Source organism: Halarcobacter bivalviorum (assembly GCF_003346815.1).
Taxonomy (GTDB): Bacteria; Campylobacterota; Campylobacteria; order Campylobacterales; family Arcobacteraceae; genus Halarcobacter; species Halarcobacter bivalviorum.
This window is the reverse complement of record NZ_CP031217.1, coordinates 1,224,559-1,239,045: the sequence shown is the minus strand read 5'-3', so window position 1 is coordinate 1,239,045 and position 14,487 is coordinate 1,224,559. Positions and strand designations below refer to the sequence as shown.

Annotated in this window: 18 protein-coding genes; 9 read left to right on the top strand and 9 right to left on the bottom strand. The window is 26.6% G+C overall.

The genetic code is table 11. The annotated features are described in order from the left end of the window. Positions 1–10: 10 nt before the first annotated feature. Both ABIV_RS13690 and ABIV_RS06280 read left to right on the top strand, forming a co-directional pair. Positions 11–226, top strand: coding sequence for a hypothetical protein (locus ABIV_RS13690; RefSeq protein ID WP_228254345.1), 216 nt, complete (start codon positions 11–13; stop codon positions 224–226). Positions 227–228: 2 nt separating this feature from the next. Continuing rightward, positions 229–1,017 (top strand): PhzF family phenazine biosynthesis protein, encoded by a 789-nt coding sequence (locus ABIV_RS06280; RefSeq protein ID WP_114839051.1) that lies wholly within the window; start codon positions 229–231, stop codon positions 1,015–1,017. 29 nt (positions 1,018–1,046) lie between these two features. On the opposite strand, the gene ABIV_RS06275 is transcribed toward ABIV_RS06280, so the two are convergent. Further along, a complete protein-coding gene (locus tag ABIV_RS06275) occupies positions 1,047–1,904 on the bottom strand; it encodes a universal stress protein (RefSeq protein ID WP_114839050.1) in 858 nt (285 codons plus the stop codon). A gap of 25 nt (positions 1,905–1,929) precedes the next feature. Continuing rightward, positions 1,930–3,282 carry an NADP-specific glutamate dehydrogenase gene (gene gdhA, locus ABIV_RS06270; protein ID WP_114839049.1) on the bottom strand — a complete coding sequence of 451 codons (1,353 nt, stop codon included), beginning with the start codon at positions 3,280–3,282 and terminating at the stop codon, positions 1,930–1,932. A 481-nt stretch (positions 3,283–3,763) separates the two neighbouring features. On the opposite strand from gdhA, the gene ABIV_RS06265 reads away from it, so the two are divergent. The 4 genes from ABIV_RS06265 to ABIV_RS06250 all read left to right on the top strand — a co-directional run bounded on the left by ABIV_RS06265 (position 3,764) and on the right by ABIV_RS06250 (position 7,843). Beyond that, a complete protein-coding gene (locus ABIV_RS06265; RefSeq protein WP_114839048.1) occupies positions 3,764–4,423 on the top strand; it encodes a UPF0323 family lipoprotein in 660 nt (219 codons plus the stop codon). 6 nt (positions 4,424–4,429) lie between these two features. Continuing rightward, positions 4,430–5,608 carry a glutathionylspermidine synthase family protein gene (locus tag ABIV_RS06260; RefSeq protein WP_114839047.1) on the top strand — a complete coding sequence of 393 codons (1,179 nt, stop codon included), beginning with the start codon at positions 4,430–4,432 and terminating at the stop codon, positions 5,606–5,608. Positions 5,609–5,651: 43 nt separating this feature from the next. Further along, complete coding sequence (locus ABIV_RS06255) at positions 5,652–7,346, top strand: DUF4153 domain-containing protein (protein ID WP_114839046.1); 1,695 nt, start codon at positions 5,652–5,654, stop codon at positions 7,344–7,346. 95 nt (positions 7,347–7,441) lie between these two features. After that, the gene (locus ABIV_RS06250) at positions 7,442–7,843 is read left to right on the top strand and encodes a tetratricopeptide repeat protein (RefSeq protein ID WP_114839045.1); all 402 of its coding nucleotides are present in this window, start codon (positions 7,442–7,444) and stop codon (positions 7,841–7,843) included. Between the two features lie 3 nt (positions 7,844–7,846). Here ABIV_RS06250 and ABIV_RS06245 read toward each other — a convergent pair whose 3' ends face one another. From ABIV_RS06245 to ABIV_RS06215, 7 genes are read right to left on the bottom strand one after another with little or no spacing between them, the layout of a single operon-like run. Beyond that, positions 7,847–8,794, bottom strand: a complete 948-nt coding sequence (locus ABIV_RS06245) for a tetraacyldisaccharide 4'-kinase (RefSeq protein WP_114839044.1) — start codon at positions 8,792–8,794, stop codon at positions 7,847–7,849. A gap of 3 nt (positions 8,795–8,797) precedes the next feature. Further along, entirely contained in the window at positions 8,798–9,934 is a 1,137-nt protein-coding gene (locus tag ABIV_RS06240) for a DegT/DnrJ/EryC1/StrS family aminotransferase (RefSeq protein ID WP_114839043.1), read from the bottom strand. A 2-nt stretch (positions 9,935–9,936) separates the two neighbouring features. Then, the gene (locus tag ABIV_RS06235; protein WP_114839042.1) at positions 9,937–10,698 is read right to left on the bottom strand and encodes an NAD+ synthase; all 762 of its coding nucleotides are present in this window, start codon (positions 10,696–10,698) and stop codon (positions 9,937–9,939) included. Positions 10,699–10,721: 23 nt separating this feature from the next. Then, entirely contained in the window at positions 10,722–10,937 is a 216-nt protein-coding gene (locus ABIV_RS06230; protein ID WP_114839041.1) for a hypothetical protein, read from the bottom strand. Then, positions 10,937–11,164 carry a (2Fe-2S)-binding protein gene (locus tag ABIV_RS06225; RefSeq protein WP_114839040.1) on the bottom strand — a complete coding sequence of 76 codons (228 nt, stop codon included), beginning with the start codon at positions 11,162–11,164 and terminating at the stop codon, positions 10,937–10,939. Before ABIV_RS06225 ends, ABIV_RS06230 begins: the two co-directional genes overlap by 1 nt. Continuing rightward, the gene (locus ABIV_RS06220; RefSeq protein ID WP_114839039.1) at positions 11,157–11,387 is read right to left on the bottom strand and encodes a (2Fe-2S)-binding protein; all 231 of its coding nucleotides are present in this window, start codon (positions 11,385–11,387) and stop codon (positions 11,157–11,159) included. Before ABIV_RS06220 ends, ABIV_RS06225 begins: the two co-directional genes overlap by 8 nt. Further along, a complete protein-coding gene (locus tag ABIV_RS06215; protein WP_114839038.1) occupies positions 11,388–12,143 on the bottom strand; it encodes a TerB family tellurite resistance protein in 756 nt (251 codons plus the stop codon). Positions 12,144–12,236: 93 nt separating this feature from the next. On the opposite strand from ABIV_RS06215, the gene tatB reads away from it, so the two are divergent. From tatB to queA, 3 genes are read left to right on the top strand one after another with little or no spacing between them, the layout of a single operon-like run. Then, positions 12,237–12,680 carry a Sec-independent protein translocase protein TatB gene (tatB, locus tag ABIV_RS06210; RefSeq protein WP_114839037.1) on the top strand — a complete coding sequence of 148 codons (444 nt, stop codon included), beginning with the start codon at positions 12,237–12,239 and terminating at the stop codon, positions 12,678–12,680. Beyond that, the gene (gene tatC, locus ABIV_RS06205; RefSeq protein WP_114839036.1) at positions 12,680–13,414 is read left to right on the top strand and encodes a twin-arginine translocase subunit TatC; all 735 of its coding nucleotides are present in this window, start codon (positions 12,680–12,682) and stop codon (positions 13,412–13,414) included. Before tatB ends, tatC begins: the two co-directional genes overlap by 1 nt. Beyond that, positions 13,401–14,435 carry a tRNA preQ1(34) S-adenosylmethionine ribosyltransferase-isomerase QueA gene (gene queA, locus ABIV_RS06200; protein WP_114839035.1) on the top strand — a complete coding sequence of 345 codons (1,035 nt, stop codon included), beginning with the start codon at positions 13,401–13,403 and terminating at the stop codon, positions 14,433–14,435. Before tatC ends, queA begins: the two co-directional genes overlap by 14 nt. Positions 14,436–14,487 lie beyond the last annotated feature (52 nt).

Here is a 14,487-nt window from a genome sequence, read left to right as displayed (position 1 = left end):
GTGTAGAAATATGTTTTTAAATGTATTTATTTGTAAAATCATAACTAAAAAAAGCTTATTCAAAAGCCTATTTTCAAGGCTTTTGTATCTATTTGTATTTTTATGTAGATTTAATAGTATAGATGATATGCTTTTATATCAAGGTGTATTAGCTTTTGAATATTTTACTAATTCTAAAGCAGATAAAAAAGTTATTGAAGCGATGAGAAAAGGTTTAAAAGATTAATAATGCAATTAAAAATATATCAAGTAGATGCTTTTACAGATAAGTTATTTAAAGGAAATTCAGCAGCTGTGATTATTCATGAAGAGTGGTTAGATGAAAAACTTATGCAAGAGATTGCAATAGAGAATAATCTTTCAGAAACAGCTTTTGCAAAAAAATGTGAAGATTTAACTTATGAGATTAGATGGTTTTCTCCCATAACAGAAATTGACTTTTGTGGTCATGCTACTTTAGCTACTGCTTTTATACTATTTCAAAACTTTGGACTAAAAGAAGTTACCTTTAAAGCAGAAGCGGTAGGAAATTTAAAAGTAAAACAAGTAGAAAATGATTTTATAGAGATGAGTTTTCCAAATAGAAAACCTCAAAAAGTTGAGACTATTCCTGAAGAGTTAAAAAAAGGACTCTCTCTTGAGCCAATAGAAGTTTTTGTAAATCAGCAAACATACTTTGTAGTTTATCCAAAAGAAGAGGATATTTATAATATCGAAGTTAATTTGGATGAAATTAAAAAATTAAAACCTTTAGATGTAACAGTAACTGCTGTATCAAAAGAGTATGACTTTGTTTCAAGATATTTTTGGCCTGCAAATGGAGGAGTAGAAGATCCTGTAACTGGTTCTATGCATACAGGGGTAGCTCCTTTATGGGCAGAAAAATTAAATAAAAATGAACTATTAGCATATCAAGCTTCACAAAGAGGTGGTATTTTAAAATGTATAGTAAAAGAAGATGAAGTAGTTATCTTAGGAAAAGCTGTTTTATATCTTGAAGGAACTATAAATATTTAATTAAAAGATAGAGTTTTTCACTCTATCTTCTATTTTTTAGGTATATAAATTAATAAATCACTCTTTAGATTTTCCATTAGAAATGAAGTTGTTGACCCAAAAAAGAAAGTATTTGGATTACTAACTCCCGTTGAACCTAAAACAACTAAATCATTGCCATTTGAAGCTACATAATTAGTAAGAGCACTATTTACACCTATATTACTCTCAATAAGTTCTGCATTTGTAATTTTAAATTCTTCAACAAATTTTTCAAATTTTGCACTCTCTTTTTGTTTAATTCCTAATTGGATTTTATCTTTGTTTTTATCTTCATTATAATATCTAAGAGCAATTTCACCCATTTGCTTATAAGCATAAACAGTTTTTATATCTTCTTGTTTAAAAAACTCTTTTGCAAAAACTAAACTTTTAAATGAAACTTCTGATAAATCACTAAAAGCTACAATATTTTTATAGTTATCATTGCAAGGGTTTTTTACAATAATCATAGGAAGTTTACCATTTTGAGCTATTTTATGTGCTGTTGAACCTAATACTGCCACTTCATTATTATCTTTTTCATTTGCTCCAATAATAATTAAATAAGCTTTTAAGCTCTTTGCAGTATCAACAACAAAAGTTGAAGCAGTCTCTTTTTCTACTAAAACAGAATACTCTACTTCTTTTGTATCAACCTGAGATATTTGGCTTTCAATACTTTTAGTAGCATGATCTTTTAGCTCATCAAAGTTTGAAAATAAATCACTAAACCAACTATTATCAATAGCATGAACTATTGTAACTTTAGAATTATTCTCTTTTGCTAATAAAAATGCTCTTTGTAAAACAAAAGTACTATTTTTAGATATATCTAAACCAACAACAATATTTTTAAATGTTTCCATTTGTAAACTCCTTTTAATAATAAACCTACACTAAACCTTGTTCAATCATTGCATCAGCTACTTTTTTAAAGCCTGCAATATTTGCTCCAAGTACTAAGTTTGTAGGTTCTCCAAATTCTGATGCAGCTTCAGTTGCTGTATCAAAAATATCTTTCATTATTTGTGATAGTTTAGCATCAACTTCTTCAAAAGTCCATTTAACCATTGATGCATTTTGAGCCATTTCTAATTGACTTGTTGCAACTCCACCTGCATTTGCAGCTTTTCCTGGTCCATATGCAATTTTTTCTTCTACAAATAAATCAACTGCTTCTGGAGTTGAAGGCATATTTGCACCTTCACTAACACATTCACATCCATTTGCTAAAAGATTTTTTGCATCTTTTAAATTTAATTCATTTTGAGTTGCACTAGGAAATGCAGCAAAACAAGGAACAGAATAAACACCATTTGTTCCTTCTTCATACTCTTCTATTGGAATATATTTTGCATTTGGCTTTTGCTTAGCATATTCAGTAAGTCTTTCTCTTCTTACTTCTTTTAACTCTTTTAATAATTCTAAGTCAATACCATCTTCATCAATAATCATTCCTTTTGAATCACTACATGTAATAGGTAAAGCTCCTAAATGATAAAGTTTTTCAATTGTATAAATAGCAACATTTCCACTTCCAGAAACTACACATTTTTTACCTTCTAAACTTTTTCCTCTTGCATCAAGCATATATTTTGCGAAATAAACAGCACCATAACCTGTTGCTTGTGTTCTTCCTAAAGAACCACCCCAATTTATTGATTTACCAGTAAATACACCTTCATATCTATTTACTAATTTTTTATACATACCAAACATATAACCAATTTCTCTAGCTCCAACTCCAATGTCACCAGCTGGAACATCTGTATTTGGACCAATATGTCTATATAATTCAGTCATAAAAGCTTGACAAAATCTCATAATTTCATTATTAGATTTTCCTTTAGGGTCAAAATCACTTCCACCCTTTCCTCCACCAATTTGTAATCCTGTAAGAGCATTTTTAAAAATTTGTTCAAATCCTAAAAACTTAATTACACCTGCATTTACGCTAGGGTGAAATCTTATTCCACCTTTATATGGTCCTAATGCAGAATTAAATTCAACTCTAAATCCTTTATTTACCTGAATTTCACCATTATCATCAACCCAGTTTACTCTAAAAAAGATTTGTCTTTCTGGTTCAACAATTCTTTCTATGATTTTATGATGTCTATATTCAGGATGTTTTTGCATTAAAGGTCTAAGTGATTCTAAAACTTCTTCTGCTGCTTGATAAAACTCACATTGAGAGGGACTTGTTCTTTTTAAATAGTTAAATACTTCTTTTACGTATGGCACATAATTCCTTTGCTTAAAATTTTAAGTTGAATTAGCCAAATTATCAGTATATTATCAATATTACAATTTCCTAAAAATTATCCCTGTAAAATTGACTTACTTGATATAAGCTAATCTTATTTTACTCTTAATTTTTCTTCCCTAGATTTTTTTTATTTTTTATATAAAAAAATTATCACTTGAAATTAGTTTATTAAGTACTAATAATTTACCTAATTCACCTAAATAAAACATAAATTAAAGATAAACAGCTGTTTATTTTGTATACAATGCTAATAAAAGTTACAAATTAATATTTAAATTATATTTTTTATTAATAAAACTATAGTATTTAATCAAGTTTAAAGTTTTTTAAAAGTTATTTTTTATTCAAAATTAACAAAAAATAAATAGCTATAAAAAGACTCATTAAAGATATAGCTTAATTTTAGTACTATTAGCCAAAATTTTTTGTAACTATAACAATAAAAAGGACTATAACTTGGAAAAGAGAAAAAATCATATTAAAAAACTATCTAATTATGCACTTGTTGGAGGTTTAGGAGCTTTCTTAGTAACAGGACTTACAGGATGTTTTGATTCAGGTTCTAATAACAATGAACAGCAAGGTCAAAATGATGCTTTTACAAATGCTTCTCAAAAACAAGGTGCTTTTGTTATTATTGAAGAATCTGTAGATGGTAAATATGCAATTGCTGATGAATTTCCAGCTTCAAAAACTACAATTGTTTTAAGAAAACCTGATGGAAGTGAAAAAATACTTTCTCAAGAAGAAATTGATAAATTAGTAAAAGAAGAAGCTGCAAAAATTGATGCAGGAACTTCAGCTTTAACAAACCCAGATCAATCACAATTAACAAATGGAGGTATGGGACTTGGTGGAGTTTTATTATCTTCAATTGCAGGTGCAATGATTGGTTCATGGATTGGAAATAAACTATTTAACAATCAAAACTATCAAAATCAAAGAAAAGCACAATATAAGTCTCCACAAACATATAGTAGATCACAAAGTTCTTTTAATAATACTTCAAAAACAACTTCAAATTCTACTAAAAAAAGTGGATTTTTTGGAAATAAATCTTCAACAACTAGTGGAACAAAAAGTTCATTTAGTTCAACAAAATCTTATGGTGGATAATATTATATGAAATTACAAAAACTACAACCTTTAACAACTGATTATTTAGAATCAATTGGATTTGTATGGCATACTGATACTGATAACAGTTCATATATTGCCGATGAAATTGTAGAGATTACAGAAGAAGAAGCAGGTGCATATTATGAGGCTTGTAATGAGCTTTATGATATGTTTTGTGAAGCAGGAGAATATGTAATAGAGAATAATCTATTCCATGAATTAAATATTCCTTTTAACTTAGTTGAAGTAATTAAAGAATCATGGGAAAATGATGTTCATTGGCATCTATATTCAAGATTTGATCTTGCAGGTGGTATTGATGGGAAACCAATTAAACTAATTGAGTTTAATGCTGATACTCCAACTTCACTTTTTGAAACTGCAATTATTCAGTGGGCTTTATTAAAAGCAAATAATCTTGATGAAGCAAGCCAATTCAATAATTTGTATGATGCTTTAAGAGATAACTTTAAAAGAATAATTACTCTTGATAATGATGTAGAAAAATTTGAAGAGTATTATTCAAAACTTGGTTGGAAAATTTTATTCTCATCTATTTCTAGTTCAAGTGAAGATGAGAATACTACTAAATTGTTACAACATATTGCAAATGAAGCTGGTTTTAATACTGACTTTGAATATATTGATAGAGTTGAATTTAGTGATGATGGTATCTTTAAAGATGGTGAAAACTTTGAGTTTTGGTTTAAACTTATTCCGTGGGAAGATATTGCAATTGATGAAAGTGAGTTAGCTTTAATGCTAACAGAAATTGTTAAAGAGAAAAAAGCAATTATTTTTAATCCAGCTTATACTTTAATCTTTCAATCAAAAGCTTTTATGAAGATATTATGGGATTTATTCCCAAATCATCCTTTATTACTAGAAACGTCTTTTGAACCTTTAGAAAATAAAAAACAGGTTGAAAAAAGATGTTTTGGAAGAGAAGGTGCAAATACAAAAATTATAAATAGTGATGGTTCTATTGATATTGAAACTGATGGAGAATATGAAGGACATAAAGCTATTTATCAAGAGTTTGTAGAACTTCCAAAAGATGAAGAAGGAAACTACTATCAAGCAGGAGTATTCTTTGCTTATGAAGCTGCTGGGCTTGGTTTTAGAAGAGGTGGAAAAATTTTAAATAATATGTCAAAATTTGTAGGTCATATTATCAAATAACTAAGGAAGCTTTCCTTAGTTATAATATAACAAAAGGTTAGCAGTGATAGAACTAAATAAACTACTTTTCTTAAAAAGAATCAATAAAAATAATCTAAAAGAATTTGCAACAGTTTACTTTTTTATCTTTTTAAATACCCTTGTTTTTTTAATAGATTCTTTTAATCTTATTAATATCTCATCATATACTTTAACTGGTTTTTACTTATTAATTATTATAAGTTTAGCTTTTAAATTTTTAATTGAATCTAGAAAAGTTAATATTTTCTATTATATTTTAGCTATGTTTATCTCAGCTATTATTATCTTTAGTTCTTTAACCTTTTATCCGGATAATATACCATTTTTACTTACTGCTATTTGTTCTTTTCTTTTTATTTCTCCTTTTGTTTTAAAAAAAGAGAATTCAAATACTAAGTTTCTAAACTTTTCATTAAATCTTATATATTTATCTTGCTTTGCCCTATTTTCTACTTTTATACTTTTTCTAGGATTATATGGTACATTTAAAACTATTGCTTATCTTTTTGAGTTTGGTATTTCAAATAGAATTTATGAACTTATAACTATTTTAATTTTCTGTGCAATATTACCTATTTTTATTGTTTCAAATCTAAATAGAAAACTATATGCAGATGCTTTTAATAAACCATTAGTTTTCTTTGTATCAAATATTTTAATACCTATTTTAACTATTTATATTTTTATTTTATATCTATATTTTTTAAAAATTATCTTTACATTTGAGTTACCCAAAGGTGAACTTTCAACACTAATTCTAGCCTATGCTATTTTAGGGATTTTTGTTTATTTTTTAAGCCTTAAAATACCTACTAATAAACTAGTAAACTTATATAAAAAGTTTTTCATTTATACTCTTTTTTTACCAATAGTTTTTTTATATATTGCAATTTTTATTAGAGTGAAAGAGTATGGAATAACAGAACCTCGATATGCAATTATACTCACTGCTTTTTGGCTTACTTTATCTTTTATCTATTTATTAAAAAATAAAAATGGATTTGAGATAAAATATATATTTTTACTAATCACTTTTCTTTGTTTATTTGCTTCAATTGGAACTTTTAATGCAAGCAAAGTAGCTAGTAAATCACAAGTAGAAAGATTTAAACAAATTCTAGTAGTAAATCAACTTCTAAAAAATAATCAAGTCTTAGCAGTAAAAAAAGATTTAAGTTATGAAAATAAAAAAGAGTTGACTCAATTAAGTTCTTACATAAACTCAAATAGCTTAGCAATACAAGAATTAGAACCCTACTTTAAAGAGCTTATGGATAAAAACAATAAAAAAACATTAAGATATAATATCTTAGTTCTTCTACAAATAGAACCTACTTATAGTAAAATAGAAGATAGTATCAAATCTAATAATATTGCCTTCTCAAAAGAGATGGTTGATATATCAAATTATAAAAAAGTTATTAAACTTCAACTTATTGAAAAGCAAACAGAAAAAGTTTTTTATAAAAATGAACTTAAAACACAAATTGAAGTATCAGTAAGATTAGATAAAAATAAACTTATTATCAATAAAAAAGAGAAAGAAATAGTTTTTAATATTTTAGAGTATCTAAACACACTAGAATATAATGAAACTACAAACTTCGGATATATAAAAGCTGTTTTAGAAAAAGAAGGCATTAAAATTCGAATTGAATATTTAAATAAAAACAACTCAAATGAGATAAAAAACTGCACATTTTATTTAATTTTATAATAATATTTATTATATATAATTATTTATAGAAAATTTCATTAAAAATAAAGATTGTTATTATTAGAATATTATTAAAACTTTATTTAGGTGAAGAAATGCATACACAAGAAAAAATTTTAGATAAAATATTTAAAATAAAAAAAGAACTAAAAGATAATCCAAAGGATAGTTCTTTATATTTAAAACTTGGCAAGCAATATTTAAAATTAGAAGACTTTAAATTTACAGAAGATGCTATTAACTGTTATAAAATAGCTTATAAACTAAATAAAAATTCAAATACAGCCTTAAAAATAGCAAATTTATATATGAATAATGCAAATGCTGCATATGCTTATAAATACTATTTGAAAGCAATAAAATTATCTCCTGAAAATGAAGATATTATCTGTAAGGCAAAGGAGTGTGCTTTCGAATACTATCTTGAAGAGTATGTTGAAGAAAAGTATAAAAATGAGATAGAAGAAAAGCTAATTAAATATACAAAAAAAGATTAGTTACTATTTATAATTTTTTATATATTCATCAATAATATTTAATTTATCTTCTTCATCTATTTGAAGTTCAAGATTCATTAAATATAAATCATCTAAATTAAATTTTTGTAATTTTACAAAATCTTTTTCAGTTGTAATAATTGAATAATCTTTATATTCAACTAAAATCTTATCAATATCATCTTGTGTAAAATTATGATGATCAGGGAAAGCTTCTAATTTAGTATATTCTGGTAAAAAATCTAAAACTCTTTTTGGTTTTGAAATTGCAGTTAATAAAAGTAGTTTCATTGGTAAAATATCAATATATTTACCATCTTTTGAAAAAGAGACAACTCTTTTAAAATCTCTTCCTTCTTTTAATTCTAAATCTGCATATGAATAAGCCATTTTAGGCTCTCTATATCCACCACTTGGAAGACAAAATAAATTTGTAGGTTCATCTTTAGGACGAATTAAAATATCAAATTTTTTAATATCATATTTTGAAAAACCATCATCTAAAAAAACCACTTTACAACCTAACTCTTTAGCCTTTAAAATAGCTTTTTTTCTATCTTCACTTACAATAATTGTAGTATTGCTTAAACTATTTGCTAAAAGCATAGCTTCATCACCACTTGTTTTTACATCTTCTAAAATTTTACCCTTATTTGATACAACATAAAGTCCTTTTGATTCTCTACCAAAACCTCTAAGAATAACACAAGCATTAGAGTATTTTTTCGCTAAAAAGATTGTAAAAGGTGTTTTTCCACTTCCACCAACAATAATATTACCTACAGAAACAACAGGTATTCCAAACTCTATAACCTTTGCATTTGCTCTTTTTAAAGCAATTATTAACATATAGATAAAAGTAAAAGGTAGAAGGAAGAAAGATATTATTTGCTGAAAAGTGTTAGGGAAGAAGAGATAATCTTCAACCCATAAAAATATTTTTTGTTTCAAATATTATATCCATTCAGATGCAATATCAATTATTTGATCACAAATATAATTAACTTCATCATCTGTTAATCCTGGATACATAGGGATTGATAAAATTTGTTGATAAGAAGTTAATGCTGAACTAAATTCTGTAATCTTAATTGAATATTTATTTTTGTAATAAGATAAAAGATGTAAAGGAATATAGTTTAACCCTGTTGCAATTCCTCTTTCTTTTAATGCTCTAGCAAAAGCATCTCTGTTTCTAGAAATTTTGATAATAAAATGAGTAAAAATATGTTCATCTTTATGTTGAGGAAGCATAACATGCTTAATATTCGATAATCTATCTTTATAGATTTTTGCAATCTCTTTTCTTCTTTTAATAAATTTATTAGTCTTTTTTAATTGAGCTAAAGAAAAAGCAGCATCTAACTCAGAAATATCATATTTATGACCAATATCAACAACATCATAGATATAATCTAAGTTTCCAAAATCGTCATAAGTAGTAGTAATAGCATGAGTTCTTAATAGTTTAGCTCTTTCTGCTATCTCTTCATTATTTGTAACAATCATTCCTGATCTACTTACAGAATATTTACCATTTGATGGGTTTGTAGAAAAAATTGTCATATCAGCTCGTAAGCTTCCAACAGTTTCATCATTATATGTAACACCTAAAGCACACGTTGCATCTTCAATAAGAATAATTCCATACTCTTCTGCAATATCATAAATTCTATCTAAATCAGGAGTTTGTCCTGCAACAAAAGTGATAATTGCACCTCTTAGTTTTTTTGTTTTATTTTCAGCAAGAGCTTTTTCAAATTTATTAACATCAATATTCATATCTTCTGTATTAATATCAATAAAAATTGGCTCTGCATCAAAGTGTCTTACAACTTCAGGAACATTAACAAAAGAGTTAACAGACATTAAGATTTTATCACCTCTTTTAAGCTTGATAGCACTTAATGCTAAATGAATTGCTGCAGTTGCATTACAAGTCGCAACGGCATACTTAGCACCAACAAAATTTGCAATATTTTCTTCTAACTCTAAAACTTTATTATTATCTTTGTTTTGAATTAATACTGCTTTAATTTGATCTAACTCTTCATCAGCAATTGATGTTTGGTAAAAAGGTATTTCTTTCATTGTTAACTCCATTTAATTTTTGCTATTACAGGTAATTTACCTTTAAATGCGTTTGCTTTAATTCTATATTCTAATAAATCTATTAATTTTTCTTCATAACCTAAAGTAATTAATTCTTCTTTTGCTTTTTTCTCATCTACTAATAATTTTAAAACTTCATCCATTTTAGCATAAGAATAACCTAATTCTTCTTCATCACTTTGACCTTCCCAAAGATCAGCACTTGGTTTTTTATTTATAATTGCTTGGGTTACACCTAAATATTTTGCAAATTCAAATTCATCACTTTTATAAATTTCACCAATTGGATTAATTGCACAGGCAATATCTCCAAAAATTGTTCCATATCCAAGAAGTAACTCACTCTTATTTGAAGTACCAACTACAATAGACTTATCCCTTGATGAAACATCATATAAAACTGACATTCTCATTCTAGCACTAAAATTACCTATTCTAAGTCTATCTTCTTGCATTTCATCTATAAAAGCCTCAACCATTGGTGCAATAGATTTTATTTCATATTTTATATTAAATTTTTCACATAGTTCTATCGCATCATCTATACTCTCTTTTGAAGAGAATTGAGAAGGCATAAGTACACAACTCATATTATCACCAAAAGTCTCTTTACATAAAACAGCTACAACAGCAGAGTCAAGTCCACCAGAAAGACCAACTGTAACTCTATTAAGTCCTGTTTTTGCTAATTCGTCAATTAAAAACTCTTGTAATTGTTTTTTTATATTTTGCCAATTAATCAAATTTAATCCTTTAATAATAATTATTATATAGAATCTTCCTTTGTTTTTTCATAAATTTCATCTAAATATTCATAACTATCTTCTCTAATATTATTTTTTTTAACAATTAGACGTTCTTTGATAGCAATTAGCTCTTCTAGCTGAAAATACTCAAGAAAGTTAGGATTAATATCAACCTTATCATCGTCATTTGTAGATATTAATAATTTAATATCATTTATTAATTCTTCTTTATTCATTACTTCACAAACTTATTTATAATTTCATCAAGATACAGTTCCATTTTTTCAGTTCCAAAATCACTTTCAGGATTTTGACAACATTTACAACATGTACCTGCATCTGTTAATTCACCAATCTCTTTAATATTTTTAGCATTTCTCTCTTTAATTGAATGAATTACCTCTCCTAAAGTAACATGTTTACACTTACATACTTCAAAGGAGTGCGGAAAACTTTTAGCCATTAATTACCTCATTTAATATTGTTTTACAATAAATTTTTTTCTTCATTTTACCAAAATCACCTTCTTCAAAAATACAATGTCTACATTCAGTACCTGCTTTGGTAACTTCTTGTAAGTCTCTTAAGGTTTTAACATTACTATTTTTAATAGAATCAATAATATCTTTTATTGTAACTTTTACACAATTACAAACTTCATAATCTAAGTCAAAATCTTTAATCAATTATATTCCTCTATGTTTTTTTATTATTTCATAGGCTTCATTAATCTCTTGAAGTTTGCTTGTAGCCTCATCAATAATACTTTGACTAGCACCCTGCCCTGAAACAATATCTGGATGATGTTGTTTTACAAGTTTTCTATAATTTTTCTTTAAAGTATTATTATCATCATTTTCATTTGATTCTAAAATTACATATGCTTTCTCTAAAGATAAAGCTTGATTCTCTTTTTGTTGTCTATAAAAGTTTTCAAAACGATTTACCAGATTTTCAAAATCTGCTCTTTTGATTTTTAAAGCATTTGCAATATCTTCTGCAATCATAAACTCTGTTTGAGAAAAATCTTTATCAATAAATGCTAAGTTTAATAGATACTCTATTATTTTAACTCTTTTTTGGTAGTGATTTTTTGTCACTTTATATAATTTATCACAAATTTCAATTGTATTATCAAAACTCTCTTTCTCTTTTGCATATATCTGTTTTAATTTTTCTCTTATCTCTTCTTGATTTTCAAAATGTCTTGAAATATCTGTAAAAGTATGTTTTAACATCTCTGCTTCTAATTCGCAAACTTGTCCATCAGCTTTTGCAACTTTTGCCATAAGAGCAACTAAAAGTCCTGCTTCATGATTCATTAAATCACCATCAAATCTCTCTTTTATATCAAGCTTAATATTTTCAAACTTTTCTGTTTTATAATTTCTAGCAATAAAGTAAAGAATTATTCCAACAATTAGTAAAAAAATTAATTTCATAAATTTTCCTTATCAGTTTTAATCAATAATATAGAGATTTTATCAAAAATAAGGTAAAATCTTCACCCTCAAATAGTCAATGGAGTATTATAAATGTTTGGAATGGGTTTTATGGAAATACTTTTAATTGCAGTAGTTGCAATTATCGCTTTAGGTCCCGATAAACTACCTGGTGCGATGGTAGAGATAGCTAAGTTTATTAAGAAATTTAAGTCTGGTATTGAAGATGCAAAGTCTACTCTTGATAATGAATTAAATATTAGTGAGATGAAAGAAGAAGCTGCTAAATATAAAGCTCAAATAGAAAATGCAAAAAATACTCTAAATGTGAAAGAAAATATGAACTTAGATTTAGACAATATTCTAAGTGATGATAATGAACCTTCTAAACCTAAAATAGAAGAGCCAAAAATTGAGGCTAAAGAAGATGAAAAAAAAGAACAAGTTTCATTAAAAGAGCCAAAGAAAAATAAGAAAAAAGAAAATAGTGATAAATTCAAAGTGAATTTTGATGAAGAAGTTAAGGAAGAAAAATAATGCTTGATGATTTAAAACCCCATATAGCGGATCTTAGAAAAAGATTAATAAATTCAGCAATAGTGCTAGTTATTGCATTTTTTGCTTGTTTTTTCTTCTATGAACCTATTTTAGGTTGGATGATGGTTCCAGTAGAGGCTGTACTTCCACCAAATTCACAAATGGTTGCAGTTGAAATCCAAGAGACATTCTTTACTGCTTTAAAAGTTGCATTTTTTGCTGGTTTTATTGTTTCTCTTCCAGTTATTTTCTGGCAAATGTGGTTATTTTTAGCACCTGGTCTTTATGAGCATGAGAAAAAATTAGTTGTACCTTTTGTATTTTTTGCAACTTTAATGTTTTTAGTTGGTGCTTCATTTGCATATTATGTAGTTGTACCTTTTGGTTTTGAATTTCTTATCAACTTTGGTTCTGCTGTTGTAACAGTATTACCAAGTATTGGTAAATATGTAGGTTTCTTTACAAAACTATTATTTGGTTTTGGTGTTGCTTTTGAGTTACCAGTTATTACATTCTTTTTAGCAAAGATTGGACTTGTTGATGATAAAACATTAAAAGATTTCTTTAAATATGCAGTTGTATTAATCTTTATTGTAGCTTCATTATTAACACCACCGGATGTATTAACACAATTTTTAATGGCTGGACCACTAATTTTACTTTATATAGTATCAATATATATTGCAAAAGTATTTAATCCACATCAACCATTAGATGAAGATGATGAAGAGTAATTTGGACCCTTTAAAAACTTCTAGCTATGATTATCATTTACCTAAAGAACTCATAGCTACGAAGCCAGTTTATCCCGCTGATAGTGCAAAACTTCTTGTTTATAATAGACAAACAGATACTATAACTCATACAACTTTTAAATCTCTAATGGAGTTTTTACCTGAAAACCTATCTATTTTTCTAAATGATACAAAAGTTATAAAAGCTAGAATATTTGGACAAAAACAATCTGGTGGAAAAGTAGAATTACTTTTTAACAAACCTCTATTTATGGATAGATATTTAGTAATGATTAGAGGAAAAGTTAAAGTTGGTACAAAACTATTTTTTCCAATGGATTTAGAAGCAGAAGTTTTAGAAGTAAATGAAGATGGAAGTAGAATTGTAAACTTTATTCAAAAAGATAAAAAATTGGATTTTTTAACTCTTGTTGAAATTTTAAATGAGATTGGGCATCTTCCTTTACCTCCTTATATGAACAGAGAAGATGAAGAAAAAGATAATGAAGATTATCAAACTTTGTTTGCTAAAAACTATGGAGCAGTTGCAGCACCAACAGCTTCTTTACACTTTACAGAAGAGTTATTAGAAAAAATAAACAATAAATATAAAGTAGATTATCTAACTTTACATGTTGGAGCTGGAACATTTAAACCAGTAGATAGTGAAGAGATTTTAGAGCACCCTATGCATAGTGAATATTTTGAAATAGGAATTGAAGCTAAAAAAGCATTAGATGAAGCACAAAAAGTTCTTGCAGTTGGTACTACAGTTACTAGAACTATTGAATATTATGCTAGAACAAATAAAATACAAGGTGAATGTGACCTATTTTTAAATCCAGTAAACAAACCAATAAAAGTAGACCATCTACTTACAAATTTTCACCTTCCTAAATCAACACTAATTATGCTTATCGCATCATTTGTTGGATTAGAAAAAACTTTAGAGATATATGAAGAAGCCATCAAAGAGAGATATAGATTTTACTCTTATGGGGATGGAATGCTAATTATCTAAGAATATTTAATCTTAGAAAATCAAACTAACTAAAAAAGTTCCTCTATAAATA

What these genes read in the sequence shown, in the direction of transcription:
- tatC (WP_114839036.1), top strand. Translation starts at nt 12,680, where the DNA reads ATGCTTGATGATTTAAAACCCCATATAGCGGATCTTAGAAAAAGATTA.
- ABIV_RS06280 (WP_114839051.1), top strand. Translation starts at nt 229, where the DNA reads ATGCAATTAAAAATATATCAAGTAGATGCTTTTACAGATAAGTTATTT.
- tatB (WP_114839037.1), top strand. Translation starts at nt 12,237, where the DNA reads ATGTTTGGAATGGGTTTTATGGAAATACTTTTAATTGCAGTAGTTGCA.
- ABIV_RS06250 (WP_114839045.1), top strand. Translation starts at nt 7,442, where the DNA reads ATGCATACACAAGAAAAAATTTTAGATAAAATATTTAAAATAAAAAAA.
- ABIV_RS06225 (WP_114839040.1), bottom strand. Translation starts at nt 11,164, where the DNA reads ATGGCTAAAAGTTTTCCGCACTCCTTTGAAGTATGTAAGTGTAAACAT.
- queA (WP_114839035.1), top strand. Translation starts at nt 13,401, where the DNA reads ATGATGAAGAGTAATTTGGACCCTTTAAAAACTTCTAGCTATGATTAT.
- ABIV_RS06215 (WP_114839038.1), bottom strand. Translation starts at nt 12,143, where the DNA reads ATGAAATTAATTTTTTTACTAATTGTTGGAATAATTCTTTACTTTATT.
- ABIV_RS06275 (WP_114839050.1), bottom strand. Translation starts at nt 1,904, where the DNA reads ATGGAAACATTTAAAAATATTGTTGTTGGTTTAGATATATCTAAAAAT.
- ABIV_RS06240 (WP_114839043.1), bottom strand. Translation starts at nt 9,934, where the DNA reads ATGAAAGAAATACCTTTTTACCAAACATCAATTGCTGATGAAGAGTTA.
- ABIV_RS13690 (WP_228254345.1), top strand. Translation starts at nt 11, where the DNA reads ATGTTTTTAAATGTATTTATTTGTAAAATCATAACTAAAAAAAGCTTA.
- ABIV_RS06230 (WP_114839041.1), bottom strand. Translation starts at nt 10,937, where the DNA reads ATGAATAAAGAAGAATTAATAAATGATATTAAATTATTAATATCTACA.
- ABIV_RS06260 (WP_114839047.1), top strand. Translation starts at nt 4,430, where the DNA reads ATGAAATTACAAAAACTACAACCTTTAACAACTGATTATTTAGAATCA.